The following is a 19,539-nucleotide window of genomic DNA, read 5'->3' as shown; positions in this document are numbered from 1 at the left end:
GCCAATACCTTCAGGAGCGTCACATGATGTCCGAACAATCCTCTACCCCGCACGCCGTCTCCGCAGAGCCGAAGCGGCTCGGACCACCGTCCCGCCACCAGATGGCCGTGATGATCTGGCTGGCCGTCTTCCCCACCCTGACCGTGCTGAACCTGATGCTGGGCGGCCTGCTGCGCGACGCGCCCTCCGTGCTACGCACCTTCGTGCTGGCCACGGTCGCGGTGCCGATCGTCATCTACGGCCTGATGCCGCAGCTGCAGCGCCTGCGCGTCATCGTGCTGGCAAGCCGCCCCAGTCGCCGCTGAAACGGCGACAAGCGCGACGTTCCGCTGGCGTCCTACGCCAGGAAATCGGCTACAAGATCGGGCGAGTGATCGAGCATCGCCTCGGCGGTCTTGGTCCAGATGAACGGGCGTGGGTTGCTGTTCCAGTCGGCGATCCACGCCCGGATGTCGGCTGCCCGGGCTTGCACTGACTTGTGGGCACCGCGACGGGCCAACTGTTCGATGAGGTGGCCGAACCAGCGTTCGACCTGTTCGATCAAGGATGAGCTATCGGTGTGAGGAGCTCCTGCCACCAATCCGCAGCGAAGGGGGCATGACCAGTGACTACAACCCGCGAGCCCTCAGCAGACCGTGAAGCGAATTTCCTGCAGGATGTTAGGCGGCATCCCGCTGGTTCAGCCACTTCAGAATCGCCTCGGTCGTTTCCTCCGGTTTCTCCTGTTGGATCCAATGACCGCAGTCCAGACTGACCACTTCCACATTCGGCACGAATTCCGTCAGTTTTTCGGACTTCGCGACCGTGTCGCGGTCGCCGTAGATCATGAGGGTGGGCTGTCGGATGATCGGGTCCACGTCCGCCAGCAGGCGCCAGTTGCGGTCCAGGTTTCGGTACCAGTTGATTCCGCCCGTGAACCCTGTTGACTCGAAGGCGGAGACGAAGACGGCCAGTTCGCTGTCACTCATGACGGGCTCACCGAGCGCAGTGTCCGCTCTGGCGAGGTTGATCAACGCATTGCCCGGCTGAGGCTCCACGAGGGGCACGTTCTTCCGGTACAGGTTCCGAAGGAATTGGAACGTGTTGTCCTCGAACACGGCGTCCGCGACGCCCGGCTGCCGGTTGAAGTGGACGAAATAGAAGTCGCTGCCGAGCACGGCTTGCATGACCTCGATCCAGGGCATTTCTCCACGCTCGAGGTACGGCAGGCTCAGGTTGATCACCTTGTTGACCCGGTTCGGGTGCAGCAGGGTCAGACCCCAGACGACGGCTGCGCCCCAGTCATGACCGACGAAGGTGGCATCGTCGTATCCGTAGTGATCGAGCAGTGCGACGAGGTCACCCGACAGGTGTGCGATGTCGTAGTCGGTGACCTCGGCCGGGCGGGACGAGGTGCCGTAACCCCGCTGGTTCGGGACGATGACGTGGTAGCCCGCTGCCGCGAGGGCCGGCATCTGATGGCGCCAGGAGAAGGCGTGCTCCGGCCAGCCGTGACAGAGCACGATGGGGTTCCGCGCGTTCTGCCGGCCGGCTTCGAAGACTTCGAGTTCCACACCGTTGACCGAAATGCGGGTGGGCTCGGGAAAATCGATTGTCATGCCGGCATCTTGCCGACCGATACCGGTCATCTCCTGACCGGTTTTGGTGGAAGTGTTGCCGGAGTGCGAGCCGACCGGTTGATGGCCATTCTCCTTCTGTTGCAACATCGCGAGCAGGTGACAGCAGCGGAGGTCGCCCGGGAGTTGGAGGTCTCCGAGCGCACCGCCCGCCGCGACCTCGAGGCCTTGGGCATGGCCGGCGTGCCGGTGTACTCCGTGCAGGGCCGGGGCGGCGGCTGGCGCCTCGTGGGCGGCGCCCGCACCGACCTGTCCGGGTTGACCGCGGGCGAGGCCCGCGCCCTGTTCCTTGTCGCCGGCCCTGCCTCGTCTGTGACGCCGGCCGTGAAAGCGGCGCTGCGCAAGCTCGTCCACGCCCTGCCCGAGCCGTTCCGGGCGCAGGCCGAGGTCGCGGCGTCGTCGCTGGTCATGGACCCGCAACCATGGGGATCGAGCCGGGTCGAGCCCCGGCCGCCTCGCTTCCTCGACGAGCTCCAGGACGCGGTGATCCGCGGCGTCCAGGTTCGGCTCGGCTACGTCGACCGCGACGGCACCGAAACCGAACGCACCGTCCACCCGCTGGGCATCGTCGCCAAAGGCCCGTCGTGGTACCTCGTCGCCACCACCGAGGCCGGTCGGCGGACCTTTCGAATCGACCGCGTATCGTCCGTCGACCCGACCGGCGATCCCGTGCACCGGCCCGATGACTTCGACCTTGCCGGGAGCTGGCGCGCGATCGCGGACGAGGTCGACCGCAAGCGAACACCCCTCGAGGCCCGGGCGGTGTGCGCGCCCCACGGGATAGCAGTGCTCCGGATGGGGTTCGGCGGCCGGCTCGAGGTGGGAGGTTCCAGGACCGACGGCCGCATCGAGGTCGTGATCCGCGGCAACGACGAATACATACTCGCCGGCGAGCTTGCCGGGCTGGCCGAGTGGATCGAGGTGACCGGTCCTCCGTGTGTGCGAAACCGCCTGGCCACGATCGGCAACACGCTCGTCGAGCGATACGGCTGAGACAGGCGCGGACGTCCTACGGCAGAGCGATAACCGAGGTCATCGGGCTCTACAGCACCGATGAACTCGGACAGCTCGTACGATGCCGGAGGCGACACGGAGCTGCGGCCGATCTGTGTTCGAGATCGATACTTCGCTGCGCTCGAACGATCATGATCTAGCCCGCTACAGTGCGTCTGTCCACATGCCAACCTCACCAGAAGGGCCACGCGTGTCCGACCAAGAAGTCGCACCTGCAGGGATCGACTGGACGGTGCCGCATCCTGCGCGCCGGTACAACTACTGGCTCGGCGGCAAGGACAACTACGCCGCCGACAGGGCATCGGCTGACGCGATCGAGGCGGTCTTCCCCCACATCCGGACCGCCGCGAAAGCGAATCGTCGTTTCCTGCAACGTGCGGTGCGCTATCTGGTCGAAGAGCATGGTGTCCGGCAGTTCCTCGACATCGGAACGGGCCTGCCTACCGCCGACAACACCCACGAGGTGGCCCAAGGTATCGACCCGGCCGCGCGGATTGTCTACGTCGATAACGATCCGTTGGTCATGGTCCACGCACGGGCGCTGCTGACCAGCACTCCTGAGGGCCGCACCTCTTATGTGCAGGCGGACCTGCGCGACGCCGCGACGATCGTCAACCATCGCGAAGTTCGCGAGACCCTAGACTTCACGCAGCCGGTAGCGTTGATGATCGTCGCTGTTCTGCACTTCGTCCGCGACGACGACGATGCGTATGCCAATGTGAAGACACTGACCGACGCCTTGCCCGCCGGCAGCTTCCTGGTGGTCACCCACGCCACCGACGATCTCATGGACGACGGGACCCGGGCGAAGCTTTCCGGCTTGAAGACCGACTTCGTCGGCCGCAGCCGTGCGCAGGTCGAGCGGCTCTTCGACGGACTCGAGTTCGTCGAGCCGGGGCTGCAGATCGTCAGCCAATGGCGTTCCGAACCGGACTCACAGCAGCCAGCACCACAGGACGTGTCCGTGTATGGCGCCGTCGCCCGCAAACCTTGATGCATCACCGGCGTCTCGTCATATTCCTGGCTCAGCGGTCGACCAGGCGTCAGCAGAGCCAGCTCGACGAGTTCGGCGCCTACCGCGACGTCTGACGGACCGGGAAGCCCGGTCCGGATTGGACCAGGTGGTGTAGCTCGTTTCGGAACCGGGTCATCCACTGATCGATCTCGGCTCCGGTCCACCACAGCTGCCGGGGCGAGTATTCCCAGACGATGCGGGTCGTGCCGCCGACGACCGCGCATTCGACGTAGAGCGGCGGTTGCCGCATGCCGGCCCCGGAATCCCACACGTCACTGATGGCGGCCGCACTCAGAGAGAAGAGGCCGCTGCGGCTCCGCGTCGGCATTTCGCCCTGGAAGTTGAACCAGAGCGTCGGAGCCGGGGCCTGGCGGATGCTTCGTCGCACGTCCGGATCGTCGTTCAGATATTTGAGGCCGTCGAACGACAGACCCGCGGACGGGACACCGGCAAGCCGTTCGCCCACCGCGGTCAGCGTCTCGGCCGGGGCCTGGGACCGGCTGTCTTCGAAGGCGAGCGGGAAGGTGCAGTGCAGATCGCCGACCGTCCGCGAGAGATCGAGGCCGTGCACCGCTGTCTGTCTCCCCGAGCCGGAGAGCTCCACCACGAGACGCCCGCAGCTCCACTGGCGTTGAGCGGTCCGCACCAGCGCCGTGAGCAGGGTGGTGGCGAGCGGTGCGCGGCCTGCCTCCGGCCCGGTCATCCGAACGTTGCGCAGCGCGCGCGTCTCGTCGGGCGGCAGGCTGTGGCGGGCGGTGGCCAGGTCCTCCGTCTGCACGGCGGGATGCGCGAGCGGGTCGTAGGTGGCCGGTGGTGGCACTGCGAGCTGAGTGCGCCAGAACGCCAGATCCGCTTTCGCGCCCCGGTGGGCGAAGTCGTTCATCCAGCCGGAGAACTCCTCGAAGCGCGCCGATGTCGGGGCCAGCCGCAGGGGCTCGCCCTGTTCGTCCAACCGGCAGAGCTGGTCCAGGTCATCCAGCAGGATGCGCAGCGTGACGCTGTCCATGACGAGGTGGTTGACCGCGATGAACAGTCGTTGCCTGGAACCGGTCTCGATCAGGAGGAGACGCATCAGCGGGCCGTGCTCGACGCTGACGCGGCGATGCTGCTCGCTGAGGAGCGGCAGGAGCGCGTCGGGCCGGTCCATGGTGACCGACTCGACGGCGAAACTGCCTTCGATGTCGCCGTAACGCTGCGCGAATCGGCCGTCGTCCCGGCGGAACCGCAGGCGCAGCGCCTCGTGCCGGGTGACCAGAGCGGACGCGGCTCGACGGAGGCGGTCCGGGGTGAGCCGCCGATGGACGTTGAGCATGACCGTACGGGTGCATCCGTCCCATTGCCCCAGCTCGACGGCGTGCTGCTGCGCGGCGCTGAACGAGACGTCACCGGTGTCCGGAGCCTCGCCCGGCTCGGGGGGCGCCGGCTCGAATTGCCGTACCAGCGAGATCGCCATAGCCCGCAGGGTCGAGTCGTTGCCGAAGCTCGCCGGCGGGATGCGCGCTCCGGTCCGATCCTCGACGCGCCGGGCCAGATCGAGTAACCCGAGCGAGTCGAGGCCCACGCCGAGGAGCGGCCGATCCACCGACACGTCGTTCGGGTCGGTCAGTTGCAGCACCTCCGCGACCTCGGTCTGCAGCAGCCGGAGCACGTACTCCGGCTCGCCGCCCGGCCCCGCCCGGGGCAACGTCCTCCACGTCGGCCTACGTTGTCCCGAGATCGCCGACGAACGCAGCGAGCCGGCCGTCCACTGGCGCTTGCACTGTGTGCGCCGCAGCTTTCCGCTGGTCGTCTTCGGAATGCTGTCCGGCCTCATCAGTAGCACCTCATGACACTGCACCCCGCAGTGCGAGGCCACCGCGGCCCGGATCGCCGAGACCGCGCGGTCCAGCGGGATCGGCTCCCCGTTCCGCAGGACCTTCTTGCGCAGCTCGGCCGCCACCACGACCCGCTCGACGCCGTCGACCCGCACCCCGAAGGCGACCGCGTTGCCCGGCCGCAGAATCGGATCGGCCGCCACCACCGCCGCTTCCAGATCCTGCGGATGAATGTTGCGGCCCCCGACGATGATGAGGTCCTTGAGGCGGCCGCAGAGGAACACCTCACCGTCGTCACCGATCACCCCGAGATCACCGGTACGCAGGAAACGTCGCCCGTCGTCCGGGCCGTTCCCGGTCGCCGGGCGCGCGGCGAAGACGGCCGCGTTCTCCTCCTCGGTCCGTCCCCAGTAACCGCTCGACACGCTGGGACTGGAGATCCACAGCTCGCCGACGGCGTAGGGTGGCCGCGGCCGCCGGGTCACGGGGTCGACGGCGATCACCGACACACCCCACTCCGCGTCGGGGACGCCGCTGCCCACGAGCGTCACCGCGGGTGCGCCCGGGGCCGGCGCGACGATCACGCCGTCGCGATCCAGCAGGGCCCGATCCCCGTGGAGCAGCGTCGGCTTCCGGCCCACCCCGCCGCAGACGAACAGTACGGCCTCGGCCATGCCGTAGATGTTGCCGAAGGACGCCGGATCGAAGTCCATCCGGCTGAGCGCGGCTTCGAAGCGGTGCATCGTGGCGGCCAGCATCGGCTCACCGCCCTGCAGGGTGGCGCGGAGCGACGAGAGGTCGAACGAGTCGCCGTCGCGCAGACCGCGCAACACGTAGTCGTAGCCGGAGTTCGGCCCGGCGATGTGCGTGCCGCGATAGCGATCGATCGCCTCGAGCCAGAGACGCGGGGTGGCCAGGAAGGTCATCGAGGAGAAGACGATGCAGCGCGCCCCGGTGTACATCGCGTTGAGGACCCCACCGGCCAGCCCCATGTCGTGGAACAACGGCACCCAGCCGACGAGCACCGACTCGCTGTCGACCCGGGTGTTGCGCGCGATCAGCTCGAGATTGTGCGTCAGATTCCGGTGCCGCACGACGACGCCTCTGGGCGACGACGTCGAGCCGGAGGTGTACTGCAGGTACACGACATCGTCCGGGCCGAACCGAGCGGCCGCGCGCGCCAGCCGAGCCGCGGCCGCCTCCGGATCGGCGCGCTTGATGCGATTGGACAGCAGCCAGGTGAGTTTGGGCCAGCTCGACGTCTCGCGGCCGCGCCAGCGGCCCGCCACGCCGTCGCGTACCGACGCCAGCGTGGTGAGCGCGCGGTACTTCCCGTGGGTGAGTGCGACGCGTGCGCCGCTGTCCTCGGCGATGTGCCGCAGCTTGGGCAGCTCCCGATCGAGATGCCGCGGGTCGGGGCCGGCCACCGGGACCGCGATCGCGCCGAGGAGCATGCACCCGAAGAAGCTCGCGACGAACTCCAGACCATCGGGCGGGAAGATGAGCAGCACGCGGTCGCCGGGCGCGACGCCGGCCGCCTGCAGGAAGTCGGCGGTGCCGGCCGCCCGCCGCACGATCTCCTGGCGGTCGGCCGCGTCGATCTCCTTCCCGTGGCGATCGAGAAACGTGTAAAGGTGCGCCCCGGGAGCGGCGTCAAGGCGGTCGGCCATGGTGGTCAGCAGGCTCGCGGACATCCGGGACTCCGGAGGATGGGGGGAGCGACTCATTCGGACGTTACACCCGTCATCATGAAGGGTGCCGGTCCCGCTGTGGATTGCGTCCCACGGTCCCGTGGTTCCGACCGGTCGGGTCCGCTAGGCGCTGCGTCCGCTGCCGGCCATGGCCGTCCGGCTGGGTCCGTCCGGCTGCACGACTCACGGCGCGGGGCATGTTGTTGAACATTCACCGTCCGGATGCCGCGCCCGGGCCATGAACTCCCGCAACCCCGCGACAGCGGGCTCCGCCTCGGTCTGCGGGTCCTCGACTCGGGCCGGAAAAATGGCGGCGCGGTCGAGCGTCGGTGCGGTCACAGGGGCCTCCTCGGTTGGGGGATCGTGAATTCCCGGCAGCTGTGGCCGGAGGCCTTTGTCATGGCCAGCCGATCGCGAGGATCCCGTGGCGTTTCGGGGTTTGCCATGCGGTGATGCCGGTGGCATCGGCGCCGGCCGGGTAGTACACGATGCCGGCGTCGCCGCGCCGGAAGTTCGGGCACGCCGTATTCGGCGTCGGCGAGGACGACGTTGACCCGCTCGTAGCCGGCCTCGGCGAGGCAGGCCCGAGCCCTGTCCACCACGCCGGCGTCGATGTCGACGGTGGTCACCGAGACGGTCGAGCCGACGATCTCCGCGATCAGCGCTGCGTTGTAACCGCCTGAGCCGACCTCCAGGACGCTCATGCTCGGCTCGATCCCGGCCTGCTCGAGTTGGATCACCTGGATGTGGGTGGCGGAGACGACGCTCGACTCCCTGCCGTCGGGGAAGTGCACCGGTTGCAGGGTGGTGTGTGTGTCGTACACCCGCTTGAGGTCGGTTTCGCCGGGAGCGAAGAGATGACGTGGCACGACCGACAGTGCCCGCGCCACGCTCTCGTCATGCAGCAGATCCTGACTCCGCAGAGAAACCACCATCGCGGCACGCCGAGCGGCGGCATCGTCTTCGCGGGTAACCGTCGGGCTGTGCGCCGAGGTTTCAGAACACATCCGGTCCGGTGAGCTCGTCATCTGCCGGGATGGTGCGGCTAACGGACTGCTCGCCGATTATGGAGAGCAGTTTGAGTTTGTCGTAGCTTTCACTTCCGGGAACGGCGGTGTAGACGAGAAGCCGGTGGGACTGTTCGGGGTCGAGAAGTGTCTGACAGTCGAGTGCCACGACACCGAGATCCTGATGGACGAAGCGCTTGCCGGCGTCGAAGCCCGCTCCGACCTCATGTTCGTTCCACAGGTCGGCGAACTCGCGACTTTCCGCGAGCAACAGCTCTGCGAGGCGGGCAGCCTTTGATCCAGGTCCGCGTACGGTGGCCAGCTTGCGGCCTCCGGAGACGAACACCCGCGACATGTGTGCGTGGTCATCGGGGTGGTACTTGGCCCGGGTGGCCGGGTCGGTGAACCACCGGTAGGGCAGGCTGCGAGCAGGACCGGAGTACCGGGTCGTGTCCCCGGTGAGCGCGACACCCAACGGGGTCTGCCGCAACGTCTCGCCGAGCTCGGTGACGATCTCGGCGGGGCTGTCGACAAGTCGGTCGAAGATGCGAAGCAGCCCGGGACTGATGTGCTCGCTGGTCGTGCCTCGCGGCGGCGGGTGGTGCCCCGCGAGGCGGAACAGGTGGTCGCGTTCATCCAGGGACAGGTGCAAACCCTGAGCGATCGCTGCGATCAGACGGTCGGAGGGAAACGGGCCACGTTCCTGCTCGAGCCGACTGTAGTAATCAGCGGAGATGTGACAAAGCATGGCGACCTCTTCGCGGCGCAGCCCCACCGTCCTGCGTCGCTGCCCGCGAGGGAGGCCAACGTCCTCGGGCTGCAGCAGCTCTCGACGGCGACGCAGAAACTCGGCAAGTCCGGCCCGATCGATCATGTTTGCTTCCTCCAGCATTGCGATGCGATCCGTTCTACCGCGGATGCCGGACGGTAACCACGGATCGTCGATCCACCCTTCATGGCCTGCGGTGACCGTGCCGTAGCACCTCGCCTTCATCACGGTGCCATCGCCGCCGTAGAGCATGTCGCACGAATCTCGTCACGATTTCCGCGCGGCGGAACCTGTGAAGCACGGATTGGTAGGCCCTGGCTGTCTTCCGCCCCGTGCACGAATCTCGATCAAAGACACGAGTCAGCGCGAGAGGCCGTAATCGATCTTGCTCCGCCACAGACACAACCGGAGAGAGACTCGATGCCTCACCAGGACCCCGTCCGTCGCCGCCTGACCAACGGCCGTCCGATCATCACACGAGGAGCACCATGAGTACCGTCGCCCATCGCCCGTCGAAACCCAGGAGCCCCTGGTGGGTGGTCGTCGGTGCCGGCACCGCCCAGGCTGTCGGCCCACAGATGTTTCTGGCCACCATCGGCCTGTTCGTGCTGCCGATCACCGAGGAGACCGGATTCAGCCGTACGACCGTCACCGGCGCCTACTCGGTAGCCGCGATCGGGATGGTGATCGGCCTGATCATCGTGTCGCAACTCGTGGACCGCTTCGCCGCGCGATACATTCTCATACCGGGATACGTGCTGTTCGCGCTCTCGATGGCCCTGGTCGGGGCGGCACCGGCAATCGCACCGGTGTACCTCATCCCCTGCTTCTTCGTAGGGTTCTTCGGGGCGGGAACCGCGATACCCGCGGCTCGCGCGGTTGTGAGCTGGTTCGACAACAACCGTGCCCTCGCCGTGGGAGTAGTGACCGGCATCCTCGGTCTGGGCGCGGCCCTGGGCCCGGCGCTGGCCGGCTCTCTCATCGACAGCGTCGGATGGCGGCTGGCCTACGTCGTCATGGCGGTGATCGCCATCCTGGTGTCGGTGACCATGGTCAGCCTGTTCGTGCGCGCCCGCGCCGAACGGCACGTCCGCGGACGACTCGTCAAGGAGACGCAGGTCGGGGGCCGTGACATCAGCCTCGAACTTCCGGGACTGACATTCGGTGAGGCGGTCCGCACCCGGCAGTTCTGGGGCATCGCCCTGGGGCTCGGCATGGTCGCACTCGTGATCATCGGCCTGCAGGTGCACCTCGTGCCGATGATGACCGACCGCGGACTGAGCGAGAACCAGGCAGCATCGCTTCTCATCATCTTCGGTCTTTCCTCACTGGTAGGCCGGGTCGTCGGTGGCTTCATCATCGACCGGGTACACGGTTCCATCGTCGGGCCCATCGTGATGCTCGCACCCATCGCAGGCCTGTTCTTCCTGGAACCGCCGTTCAGTACCGCCGCCACCGCGGTCGCCTTCATCGGTGTCGCGTTCGGCATCGAGGGCGACCTGCTCGCGCTGCTCATCACCCGGTACCTGGGTACCCGCAACTTCGGCCGGATCATCGGCCCGGTCCAGGCCTTCTTCGTCCTCGGTTCCGCGGTCGGTCCGCTGCTGCTCGGGCTGGGCTACGACCAGTTCGGCTCCTACGACCCGGTCATGCCGGTGTTGATGGGCATCCTCGTCGTCGGCGCGATCCTCATCGCAACCCTGGGTCCTTACACCTACCCCGCCGTCAGCGGATTCGACCAACTTGCCGCACGCGACGAACTTGCTGCCTCGGAGGTACTGAGCGACATCGCCGAGGGCAACGACGCGCACGGTCCCGCACACCGGCCACGCGCCCCGATCCATCGGTGATCAATCTTCAGTCGCTCGTCCGCCCAGACCAGGACGCGTAGTCATACGCCCTGGTCTGGGCGGGTCTCCAGCGCTCGCCGCTGGCCGATGTCGATGAAAAGTGCGACGGTCAGCGTGGCTGCTGACTGCTTGACAGCATCCCCGGGTCCGGCCGGTGGATGGGTACTCCGGTGCGCAGCGGGACCCCGGCGCCGCCGAGACGGTCCGCGACGATCTCGGCGGCGATCGACAAGGCGGTCTCCTGCGGTGTCCGGGCGCCGAGATCAAGCCCGATCGGAGAGTGCAGGCGGCTCAACTCGCCGTCGGTGAGGCCGGCGGCGCGCAGCCGCACCAGACGCTCCTCGTGGGTGCGGCGCGACCCCATGGCCCCGACGTACGCCACAGGCAGCCGCAGCGCGGTGGTGAGCAGCGGCACGTCGAACTTGGGGTCGTGGGTCAGCACGCAGATGACGGCGCTGCCGGCCAGGCGCTGGGCTTGCAGGTAGCGGTGCGGCCACTCGACAACCACCTCGTCGGCGTACGGAAACCGCTCAGGCGTGGCGAACGTGGCCCGCGCGTCGCAGACGGTCACCCGGTAGCCGAGGAAGCCGCCGACGCGGGCCAGAGCGGCGGCATGGTCGATGGCGCCGAACACCAGCATTCGCGGCGCCGGGGTGTTGCTCTCCACCAGCAGGGTCACCGGCTCCCGGCAGTAGCCGTCGGCCGTACCGACGTCCACGGTGCCGGTCTGCCCGGCATGCAGCAGGGCCGTCGCGTGAACCACTGCTGCCCGATCGAGGCCGTCCTCGCCGAACGTGCCTGCGGGGGGCCGGCCCGGTCGCACCACCATCGTCCGGCCGAGGAGGCCGTCCGAGCCGCGTACGACCGTGGCCACGGCCACCGGATGGTCCTGGGCAGCCTCGGTGAAGGCGGGACGGAGTTCCGGCTCGAGGCGGGGATCGTAGTGGCGCAGGACGAGTTCGATGGTGCCGCCGCAGGTCAGCCCGACGGCGAGACCGTCACCGTCGGAGTAGCCGTACTGGACCACCCGCGGCCGGCTGTCGCCGGCCAGCATCTCCTGACAGGCCTGGAACACGGCAGCGTCGACGCAGCCACCGGAAACGTTGCCCAGGACAGCACCGCCGGCGTCGACCACCAAGGAGGCGCCCGGCTGCCGTGGTGCGCTGCCGTCCACGCGGATCACGGTGGCGGCCACGAACGGGGTCCCGGTGCGGAAGCGTTCGAGCAGCTCCGCCGAAAGCTCAAGCATGACCGCCGCCTCCACGAGCGGCCGTCAGGGCGCCAACAGCGTTGGTGTCCGCAACAGTCCACCGGGACACCGCCGGTCTGTGGTGGCCCGCGTCATGTGAGGTCATCGCTTCTCTCCGGGATTCCGGTCCAACGGTCAACGCTGATTCACTCTGGTTGGCCGTCCTGATGAGTGCCAGGACTCGTCGATCCGAGGATGAGCCCGCGGCGAGCTCGACGGGCCATGCGGGCCGCAATGCGACTCCGTGCAGCAGACGACCGTCATCACCGGCAGCTCAGTAGCCGCTAGGAGCTGCGGTCGCCGGAGCCGAGGGGGCGCGCTCGGCAGGGGCCGAGAACACCCACAGCCGCAGAAGCACGAATCGGGTCAGGCCGACCACCGCGTTGACGGCCAGGACCAAGAGCGCTCCTGCCCACCAGCCGCCGCTGACAACCTCGTCCAGAAACGCCAGGGCCAGGCTGTCGTGACCAGCGCAACAGCGGACAGGGCGCCGCCTTCCCACTGCGCAGCCAGCCACGTGACTCGGCCACCGGCACGGAACGTCAGCCGGCGATGCATCTCGTTGGCCAGAACCGAAGAGACGGTCGCGCCCACCAGATTGGCCACCTGATCGCCCAGGTTGTACAGGAGGAAGAAGATGCCGAACTGAACGAGCGACGTGATGACACCGGTGGCGGCGAATCTGGTGAGCTGCGCGGGAAGGGTGCCGGTGCGCGCCCAGGACGCGAACGTCGACGCCTTGTGCAGGGGCACCGAGGCCAGGTCCGTGTCACCGGCGCGCCGGCGGGCCGCCACGGCGGCGAATCTGTCATGCGGCCCGACAGTGATGGCGGTCAGGGCAGTCACGAGGCCGGCCTCCGGGGAAGATCGTCGAGTGCCTGTGCCGTGGCCGGCCAGGCAGTCTCGTTGTCGCCTCCACGATCGCGGAAACGGCCGCCGTTATTCAGGACTGCCCGATCCCCTGATACCGGAGCCGACGTACCGCTCGCCTGAACCTACGCCTTGCAAAACGAAACGTATCGTATTACAAATGGAAGCGGTTCAGCACTCTGCTGCGCCGCAGTCACGAAGCTGACTTCCGCCGTACCCGCATCGCAGGGACCGCTTCACCGGAGCCGACAAGCCAGGCGTTTGCTCGCGCTTCGACCGACCCCGTCGGTGGATCGAGTTCTCCGACCAGCCCCGTACGGATCACGGTGACACCGTGCACCACCACTCCGTACCGCGCGACGAGCGGCCCGACTCTGCCGGCGCCTGATCCGCGAAGTCACCGACCCGAAAGGACCCCCATGGACAAGCCGAACCCCACCACGCTGAAGGCTGTCACCGCTCTGCTGCTCGCCGGTTCGCTCATCCTCTCGCCGGCGATGCCCGCGCACGCCCATCCCGGCCATGACCACCCCGCCGTCACCCCTGCGCCCACCGTGCACCCCGTCTACGGCCAGGGCTGGAAGGCGCTGCGCAGCATCGCCGGCGGGCCCCGTCAGGAACACAGCGTGGCCGCCGTCGGCACCGACGTGTACGTCATCGGCGGCATCGTCCCTGCCGCCACCGGCGGCGTGGTCACCACCGACCGCGTCGAGGTCTACGACACCCGTCGCGAGGTCTGGCGCACCGCCGCACCGCTGCCAGTGGCCATGAACCACCCCAACGTCGCGGTCGTCGGGGGCCGCATCTACGTGCTCGGCGGGCTCTCCGGAGGCGCCTCCTGGCAGGCACTGCGCGACAGCTTCGTCTATGACCCCCGCACCGACCGGTGGCGGGCGCTGCCGCCGGTTCCGGCCGGCCTCGAGCGCGGCAGTGCCGCCTTGGGCGTGCACCGCGGCACCATCTACCTCGCGGGCGGCATGCGCACCCTTACCCCAGGCCACGGCGGGCTGCAGGACACCGTCGCCACCGTGTCGGCGTACCACGTCCCCACCGGCCGTTGGATCGGCCTTCCCAGCCTTCCCCAAGCTCGTGACCACGTCGCCGGCGCCATCGTGAACGGCACCTTTTACGTGCTCGGCGGCCGCGACCGCGGCCAGGTCAACGTCCGCGACACCGTTTACGCCATGGACCTGCGCACCAGCCCCCGCACCCGGGCATGGACCGAACGGGCGCCGATGCCGACCGCCCGCGGCGGCATCGCCTTCGCCGCGGTAGGCGACCGCATCTACACCTTCGGCGGCGAAGGCAACGTCGTCGGTGGCACCAACACCGTCTTCGGTCAGACCGAGGCGTATGACACCCGTACCGACCGCTGGCAGCGTCTCGCCGCGATGCCTGTCCCCCGCCACGGCACCGCAGCGGTCGCCGTCGGCGGCACCATCTACATCCCCGGTGGCGGCAATCTCGGCGGCGGCTCCCCGGTCGCCGTCAACGACGCCTACCGCCCTGCCCGGCGCTGACCCCGATCGCCCCAGCTCCGGCCGGGTGACCACCGAAGCGGTCACCCGGCCGCGCTACGGCCCCTGGCTGGTGATCTTGTGAAAATCAGCGGTACCGCTGGCCGGAGGGCATAAGGGCCGTCATGGCTGTGCCGTCGACGAGCCGGCGGGGTCAGCGGTCGTAATGCCCGGCCTCGATGTCCTCCAGCAGCGTGGGACCGTTCGGTTTCCAGCCGAGGAGCTCGCACGTGAGTGCGCTGGAGGCCGGGATGTCGGCGGCGAGGAACGCACCGACGAAGGGCAATTCCTGCGCGAGGCGCTCCGGCGGCACGGACTCGGTAGGCAGTTCCAGGCGGTGCCCGAGCGCAGTCATGATGTCGCGCACCGGGACGCCCTGCTCGGCAGCGGCGTGGACGACCGAGCCGGCGGGGGCCTTCTCCAGGGCCAGGCGTACCAGCACGGCGGCATCCAGGCGGTGCACTGCCGGCCAGCGGTTGGTACCGCTCGCGGGATAGGGCACACGGCCCGTGCGGCGGGCGTGCTCGGCGATGATGGCGATGAAGCCGTGGTCGCCTTCGCCGTGCACGGTCGGTGCGAACCGGGCGCTGATGACGCGCACGCCCTTGTCGGCGTAGCTCAAGGCCAGGTTCTCAGCGCCACCGCGGGGGGAGTCGATCCCGTGGGCGTCGGTGCGGTCCTGTTCGCTCGCGAGTCGCCCGAGGCCGGGCAGGGCGAGGCCCGCGGCGAGCACGAAGGGGCGATCGGAACTCGTGAGCGCCTCCGCGAGGGTCTCGACGGCGGCGCGCTCGGCCCGGTTGGATTCGCTCGGGTTCGCCCAGTCGTGCTTGTTGGCCAGGTGGATGACGCCTTCCGCGGAATCAGCGCCTCGCCGCAGGGTGTCGAGGTCGTCGAGGTCGCCGCGCAGCACTGCAGCTCCCTGGGCATCGACGGCGGCAGCGGAAGCGTTCGAGCGAGCCAGGGCGAGGACCTCGTGGCCCGCGGAGAGCAACTCCGGGACGACGGCGGACCCGATGAATCCTGATGCCCCGGTGACGAAGACGCGCATGGTGGCACTCCCTTGGATGTCAGTGACTGTCATCGCGACCATAGCAGTCATGTCAGAGACTGTCATCACGACCGCAGCAGTCATGTCGGTCGCTGTCATCGGCTAGTCTTGGCCGCATGGGACGCTGGCAGCCGGGTGCGCAGGAACGCCTGCAGCAGGCGGCGCTGGAGTTGTTCAGCGAGCAGGGCTTCGACGCCACGAGCGTCGCGGGGATCGCCGAGCGGGCCGGCGTCACCGAGCGCACCTTCTTCCGGCACTACGTCGACAAGCGTGAGGTGCTCTTCGTCGGCGAGGACGAGTTGCGTGAGGCGTCCGTGCGCGCCATCGCGGCTGGACCGGCCGGGGCACCGACGCTTGACTTGATCAGCGCTGGGCTTGATGCATCCGGTACAGCTCTCGAGGCGGCCCGCACCCGTCACCACGCCCGCGCACGACAGCAGATCATCGATGCCCACCCAGGACTGCAGGAGCGTGAGCTGCTCAAGCTCACCAGACTCATGAACGCGTGGGCCGAAGCCCTCGTCACCCGCGGCATCCCCGCGCTGCGCGCGCGCCTCGCTGCCGAGCTGGCGGTCTCCGTGTTCGTCACGGCCTTCGGCCTCTGGATCGCCGACGGCGAGGACCGCGACCTCGTGCGCCTGCAGCGCGAGGCGATGGCCGAGATGCGCGCCATCGTCACCAGGGCCAGCTGACAGCGCGCCGGCTCGGCCCGCACCCACCCCCACCGCGGCGCAAGCGGTACGGCTGGAAATCCATGGCAAGGTCGCCGCCCACCTCACCCAACACGCCGAACTCGGCTCGTCAGTCCAGGGCCTCTACTTCGCCGCCGGCGCCAGGCCTCTGACCGCGTAGTCGACCAGATCCGCGACGAATTCGTCGCTCAGCGGCTGATGGCCCGCCATCAGGCGGAAATAGACCGCGCCGTACACCAGGTCGATGGCCGTCTCGATGTTCAGATCGTCGCGGATCTGCCCGGTGCGCTGAGCCTCCCGGAACACCGCCCGTCCCACCGTCCGGCGCGCCTCCAGCCACCGGTCACGAAACGCCACTGCCAGGTCCGGATCCGTCTGCGCCTCGCCCATCAGCGCGCGCACGACCCCGCCCACCTCGTGGTCCCGGAAGACCCGCACGAGTGCGGTCACCTGCACGCGCAGCTGCGTGGCGAAATTCTCTTCCTCCGGGTACGGCACCAGGGGCTCCACCGCAGCCAGGAAGGCGTCCAGCGCCACCGCCCCCCGCGACGGCCACCACCGGTAGATCGTCGCCTTGCTGACCCCCGCCCGGGTGGCGATGCCTTCCATGGTGAACCCGGCCAGCCCCTTCTCCACGAGAAGGCTCATCGCCGCCTGCAGGATCGAAGCGGTGGCCGCGGCATCGCGCGTTCGCCCCCGGCCACGGCGCTCCGCGGACACGCTGTCACTCATCGCACCATATTATCGAGCCGCAGCGTTTCGAAAGAGCGGCCCGCACCTGCGATGAGGGTGCCGCGATCCGACGTCGACACCGGCGGCCGAGCCAGGTGCGGTCCACGACCGTTTCTTTCACCCCCGCGACGCTGCGGCCATTCTCGCTCATTGCGCACACGGTAGCCACGGATTGGCGATCCCCCCTTTCTCGTCACCCTTTCAAGGGCCCCTGATCCTGGGATCGAGAGGCCGTTGTTATGACATCAGCGATGTCCCAGCATCGGAAGCATCCACCGCCTGCGGGCAGTAGCCGGCCAGTTCGAAAATCGAGTCGGCCGTCCTTTCGCTGCCGATTGTGAAGCCATTAGCGTGCGCCTCACGAGAGGCGCGGTAACCGGATTTGGCGGCAGTAGGTGGATGTAGCGCAAACGTTCAAAGAAGTCGCGGGCGCTGGGCAACCGACGTCAACCGTGACGAAAGCGAATGGGCATCCGACATGAAGCTCCGCACGACCGGTCCGGGACTCTCGACCATGTCGTTCCTCCTCGAATTCCTACGAGCCCCGATGACCGTGGGCGCCGTCCGGCCGAGCGGTCCGGCATTGGCGCAGCTGGCCACGGCAGTGGTTCCAGCGACGGGCTCTCCGGTCGTTCTCGAGCTCGGCCCTGGAACCGGTGCCTTCACCGTGCCGATCCAGCAGCGCCTGGCAGGAGCCGGCCGACACATCGCGATTGAGCTCAACCCCCGGCTCGCCGCGCGGCTGGCGGCGCTCCATCCCTCCGTCGACGTCGCGGTCGCCGACGCCGCAGCCCTCCGGAAGGTGCTCGTCGAGCGGGGCATCGACCACGTCGACGTGGTGGTCAGCGGCCTCCCCTGGGCGGCTTTCGACGAGGGATTGCAACGCGACGTCCTGTCGGAGGTAGTCGAAGTCATGCACCCGGCCGGCGTCTTCACCACATTCGCCTACATTCATGCCCGGTGGGCTCCACCGGCCCAGCGGCTGTTGCGCTCTCTCCGGTCGCGTTTCGAGGAGGTTGTCGTCAGCCAGACCGTCTGGAACAATTTACCGCCCGCTTTGGTCTATGTCTGCCGGCGTCCCGTTACGGTGACCGCCGAAGCTCGTGACGAGCATCAGCTCGATGCTCGCCGTTGATGGTTCGCCACCGGCACGCGAACAATCCCGCGGATACCGTTGCAGGGAAAAGAATGACAATTGACCGGTTCGGTTTGGCTCGTTTCCTCCGACTCCGCCGGGAATCCCTGCAACCGGAAGACGTCGGCCTCCCCCGAGGTGAACGCCGCAGAACCGGAGGGCTGCGCCGCGAGGAGGTGGCCTTCCTCTGCCACATGTCGACCGACTATTACTCCCGGCTGGAGCGGGAACGCGGGTCTCGGCCCTCCGCCCGGTTGATCGCTTCCATCGCGCAAGGGCTCCATCTGACGCTCGACGAGCGGGATCATTTGTTCCGGCTCGCCGGGCACTGGCCGCCCGCGCAGGACGGGGTCAGCGAGCACATCAGTCCCGGCTTGCTCCGCGTGGTCGATCGCCTTGGTGACACGCCCGCGGAGGTCGTCACCGAACTGGGCGAGACGCTGCGGCAGAACGATCTGAGCGTCGCGCTCACCGGAAATCTGACCAGCTACAACGGACCGTCCCGCAGCATCGCGTACAGGTGGTTCACCGATCCCGCCACCCGACAACTGTACGCACCCGGCGATCATCCCTCGATGTCACGGTTGTTCACCTCCGCAGTACGTGAAGCCGCCACCAGGCGTGGCCCCGGATCGCGCGCGGCCGACATCGCTGAACTGCTGTGTTCCCGCAGCCTCGAGTTCACCATGCTGTGGGAGGAGCACGAGGCCGGCATACGCCCGCATGGAGTCAGACGTTTCAATCATCCCGAACTCGGCATGATCAACGTGAACTGCCAGACTCTGATCGATCCTGAACAGTCTCATGTTCTGCACGTCTACACCGCCGACCCGGGTACCGAAAGCTACGACAAGCTTCAGTTACTAGCTGTTATCGGTGCCCAGTCGTTTCGCTGACGGCCCCGCCGGGGAATCGGTTCGCCCAGGTTCGTTGTGATGGTGTCCGGGTCAGGCGGCACTGCGCTCACTGACCGGCCTGCGGCGCAGGGTCGGGTCCAGCAGGGCCACAGGCACGTAGGCCTGGTCGAGGCGGGTGACGTCGGTGCCGGGCGGGACGATTTCGTCGATCCTGGAGAGAATGTCGTCGCCGAGTTCGACGGTGACGCCTTTGAGCAAGTCGTCGAGCTGTTCGACGGTGCGCGCGCCAAGCAGCGTGGTGGTGACGCTGGCGAGGTGGCTCGACCGGCTCGCCGCCTTCGTCGCGACCAAGCGAAGGTTCACTGACCGCCACACTACCGAGCCCGGCCCGCCGACGAAGGCGGGCCGGGCTCGGCCATCGCCGCCAGGCTGGCCCTGGCGGGGGCCGACGCCGGCGAAGCTTCACCGATCGTCGGCTCGGACGTGCAGGCGACCATCCAAGTCCCGGCTGTCGACGATGGCGTTCCGGATGCCGACATGGTGGCCGAGGTGCAAGCCGAACCAGGCGGCTGCGGGGTCGCTGTGGTGGCTCACCGGTCCCTCCCGTAACGGGGCGCGGAGGAGATCGGCCACAGTCTGCCCCGCGACTGACGGTTCGCGTTC

At 68.2% G+C, this 19,539-nt stretch carries 18 protein-coding genes; 8 read left to right on the top strand and 10 right to left on the bottom strand.

Annotated features, from left to right (window positions below; genetic code table 11):
* Positions 1-23: 23 nt before the first annotated feature.
* Entirely contained in the window at positions 24-305 is a 282-nt protein-coding gene (locus tag AC0NH5_RS10650; protein ID WP_474402433.1) for a hypothetical protein, read from the top strand.
* Between the two features lie 32 nt (positions 306-337).
* On the opposite strand, the gene AC0NH5_RS10645 is transcribed toward AC0NH5_RS10650, so the two are convergent.
* Positions 338-544 carry a hypothetical protein gene (locus AC0NH5_RS10645; protein ID WP_474402432.1) on the bottom strand — a complete coding sequence of 69 codons (207 nt, stop codon included), beginning with the start codon at positions 542-544 and terminating at the stop codon, positions 338-340.
* 115 nt (positions 545-659) lie between these two features.
* Positions 660-1,598, bottom strand: a complete 939-nt coding sequence (locus AC0NH5_RS10640; protein ID WP_474402431.1) for an alpha/beta fold hydrolase — start codon at positions 1,596-1,598, stop codon at positions 660-662.
* 9 nt (positions 1,599-1,607) lie between these two features.
* On the opposite strand from AC0NH5_RS10640, the gene AC0NH5_RS10635 reads away from it, so the two are divergent.
* Positions 1,608-2,609, top strand: a complete 1,002-nt coding sequence (locus AC0NH5_RS10635) for a helix-turn-helix transcriptional regulator (protein WP_474402430.1) — start codon at positions 1,608-1,610, stop codon at positions 2,607-2,609.
* Between the two features lie 184 nt (positions 2,610-2,793).
* A complete protein-coding gene (locus AC0NH5_RS10630; protein WP_474402938.1) occupies positions 2,794-3,624 on the top strand; it encodes an SAM-dependent methyltransferase in 831 nt (276 codons plus the stop codon).
* A gap of 79 nt (positions 3,625-3,703) precedes the next feature.
* Here the strand turns inward: AC0NH5_RS10630 and AC0NH5_RS10625 are convergent, their stop codons facing one another.
* The 3 genes from AC0NH5_RS10625 to AC0NH5_RS10615 form a co-directional block, all read right to left on the bottom strand.
* Positions 3,704-7,153, bottom strand: coding sequence for an AMP-binding protein (locus tag AC0NH5_RS10625; protein WP_474402429.1), 3,450 nt, complete (start codon positions 7,151-7,153; stop codon positions 3,704-3,706).
* 332 nt (positions 7,154-7,485) lie between these two features.
* Positions 7,486-8,178: a class I SAM-dependent methyltransferase gene (locus AC0NH5_RS10620; protein ID WP_474402428.1), complete on the bottom strand. Its 693-nt coding sequence runs from the start codon at positions 8,176-8,178 to the stop codon at positions 7,486-7,488.
* Positions 8,147-9,178, bottom strand: coding sequence for a helix-turn-helix transcriptional regulator (locus AC0NH5_RS10615; protein WP_474402426.1), 1,032 nt, complete (start codon positions 9,176-9,178; stop codon positions 8,147-8,149). The genes AC0NH5_RS10620 and AC0NH5_RS10615 overlap by 32 nt, the downstream gene beginning before the upstream one ends.
* A 236-nt stretch (positions 9,179-9,414) precedes the next feature.
* Here AC0NH5_RS10615 and AC0NH5_RS10610 point away from each other — a divergent pair, with 236 nt between their 5' ends.
* Positions 9,415-10,776 (top strand): MFS transporter, encoded by a 1,362-nt coding sequence (locus AC0NH5_RS10610; RefSeq protein ID WP_474402425.1) that lies wholly within the window; start codon positions 9,415-9,417, stop codon positions 10,774-10,776.
* Between the two features lie 109 nt (positions 10,777-10,885).
* Here AC0NH5_RS10610 and AC0NH5_RS10605 read toward each other — a convergent pair whose 3' ends face one another.
* Together AC0NH5_RS10605 and AC0NH5_RS10600 are read right to left on the bottom strand one after the other, a co-directional pair.
* On the bottom strand, positions 10,886-12,025 hold the full coding sequence (locus tag AC0NH5_RS10605) for an XdhC family protein (RefSeq protein ID WP_474402424.1): 1,140 nt from the start codon (positions 12,023-12,025) through the stop codon (positions 10,886-10,888).
* A gap of 366 nt (positions 12,026-12,391) precedes the next feature.
* Positions 12,392-12,871, bottom strand: coding sequence for a GtrA family protein (locus tag AC0NH5_RS10600; protein WP_474402423.1), 480 nt, complete (start codon positions 12,869-12,871; stop codon positions 12,392-12,394).
* 443 nt (positions 12,872-13,314) lie between these two features.
* On the opposite strand from AC0NH5_RS10600, the gene AC0NH5_RS10595 reads away from it, so the two are divergent.
* Positions 13,315-14,415, top strand: coding sequence for a Kelch repeat-containing protein (locus AC0NH5_RS10595; RefSeq protein ID WP_474402422.1), 1,101 nt, complete (start codon positions 13,315-13,317; stop codon positions 14,413-14,415).
* Between the two features lie 151 nt (positions 14,416-14,566).
* On the opposite strand, the gene AC0NH5_RS10590 is transcribed toward AC0NH5_RS10595, so the two are convergent.
* Complete coding sequence (locus AC0NH5_RS10590; protein WP_474402421.1) at positions 14,567-15,460, bottom strand: SDR family oxidoreductase; 894 nt, start codon at positions 15,458-15,460, stop codon at positions 14,567-14,569.
* Positions 15,461-15,576: 116 nt separating this feature from the next.
* Here AC0NH5_RS10590 and AC0NH5_RS10585 point away from each other — a divergent pair, with 116 nt between their 5' ends.
* A complete protein-coding gene (locus AC0NH5_RS10585; RefSeq protein ID WP_474402420.1) occupies positions 15,577-16,152 on the top strand; it encodes a TetR family transcriptional regulator in 576 nt (191 codons plus the stop codon).
* Between the two features lie 123 nt (positions 16,153-16,275).
* Here the strand turns inward: AC0NH5_RS10585 and AC0NH5_RS10580 are convergent, their stop codons facing one another.
* A complete protein-coding gene (locus tag AC0NH5_RS10580; protein WP_474402419.1) occupies positions 16,276-16,884 on the bottom strand; it encodes a TetR/AcrR family transcriptional regulator in 609 nt (202 codons plus the stop codon).
* Between the two features lie 478 nt (positions 16,885-17,362).
* Between AC0NH5_RS10580 and AC0NH5_RS10575 the strand changes: the two genes are divergently transcribed.
* Together AC0NH5_RS10575 and AC0NH5_RS10570 are read left to right on the top strand one after the other, a co-directional pair.
* Entirely contained in the window at positions 17,363-18,019 is a 657-nt protein-coding gene (locus tag AC0NH5_RS10575; RefSeq protein ID WP_474402418.1) for a class I SAM-dependent methyltransferase, read from the top strand.
* Positions 18,019-18,915, top strand: a complete 897-nt coding sequence (locus AC0NH5_RS10570; protein ID WP_474402417.1) for a helix-turn-helix transcriptional regulator — start codon at positions 18,019-18,021, stop codon at positions 18,913-18,915. The genes AC0NH5_RS10575 and AC0NH5_RS10570 overlap by 1 nt, the downstream gene beginning before the upstream one ends.
* Positions 18,916-18,966: 51 nt before the next feature.
* Here the strand turns inward: AC0NH5_RS10570 and AC0NH5_RS10565 are convergent, their stop codons facing one another.
* Positions 18,967-19,227 (bottom strand): hypothetical protein, encoded by a 261-nt coding sequence (locus tag AC0NH5_RS10565; protein WP_474402416.1) that lies wholly within the window; start codon positions 19,225-19,227, stop codon positions 18,967-18,969.
* Between the last annotated feature and the right edge of the window lie 312 nt (positions 19,228-19,539).

The sequence above is a fragment of the Actinoplanes sp. 13 genome (assembly GCF_056134165.1).
Note: the sequence above shows the minus strand (reverse complement) of the source record. Positions and strands in the feature narration are given on the sequence as shown.

Bases quoted from the DNA above. Each gene is read 5' to 3' on its own strand.
- AC0NH5_RS10615 (WP_474402426.1), bottom strand. From the start codon at position 9,178: ATGCTCTACGGCGGCGATGGCACCGTGATGAAGGCGAGGTGCTACGGC.
- AC0NH5_RS10610 (WP_474402425.1), top strand. From the start codon at position 9,415: ATGAGTACCGTCGCCCATCGCCCGTCGAAACCCAGGAGCCCCTGGTGG.
- AC0NH5_RS10580 (WP_474402419.1), bottom strand. From the start codon at position 16,884: ATGAGTGACAGCGTGTCCGCGGAGCGCCGTGGCCGGGGGCGAACGCGC.
- AC0NH5_RS10570 (WP_474402417.1), top strand. From the start codon at position 18,019: ATGGTTCGCCACCGGCACGCGAACAATCCCGCGGATACCGTTGCAGGG.
- AC0NH5_RS10590 (WP_474402421.1), bottom strand. From the start codon at position 15,460: ATGCGCGTCTTCGTCACCGGGGCATCAGGATTCATCGGGTCCGCCGTC.
- AC0NH5_RS10605 (WP_474402424.1), bottom strand. From the start codon at position 12,025: ATGCTTGAGCTTTCGGCGGAGCTGCTCGAACGCTTCCGCACCGGGACC.
- AC0NH5_RS10620 (WP_474402428.1), bottom strand. From the start codon at position 8,178: ATGACGAGCTCACCGGACCGGATGTGTTCTGAAACCTCGGCGCACAGC.
- AC0NH5_RS10650 (WP_474402433.1), top strand. From the start codon at position 24: ATGATGTCCGAACAATCCTCTACCCCGCACGCCGTCTCCGCAGAGCCG.
- AC0NH5_RS10585 (WP_474402420.1), top strand. From the start codon at position 15,577: ATGGGACGCTGGCAGCCGGGTGCGCAGGAACGCCTGCAGCAGGCGGCG.
- AC0NH5_RS10595 (WP_474402422.1), top strand. From the start codon at position 13,315: ATGGACAAGCCGAACCCCACCACGCTGAAGGCTGTCACCGCTCTGCTG.
- AC0NH5_RS10630 (WP_474402938.1), top strand. From the start codon at position 2,794: ATGCCAACCTCACCAGAAGGGCCACGCGTGTCCGACCAAGAAGTCGCA.
- AC0NH5_RS10625 (WP_474402429.1), bottom strand. From the start codon at position 7,153: ATGTCCGCGAGCCTGCTGACCACCATGGCCGACCGCCTTGACGCCGCT.
- AC0NH5_RS10640 (WP_474402431.1), bottom strand. From the start codon at position 1,598: ATGACAATCGATTTTCCCGAGCCCACCCGCATTTCGGTCAACGGTGTG.
- AC0NH5_RS10575 (WP_474402418.1), top strand. From the start codon at position 17,363: ATGAAGCTCCGCACGACCGGTCCGGGACTCTCGACCATGTCGTTCCTC.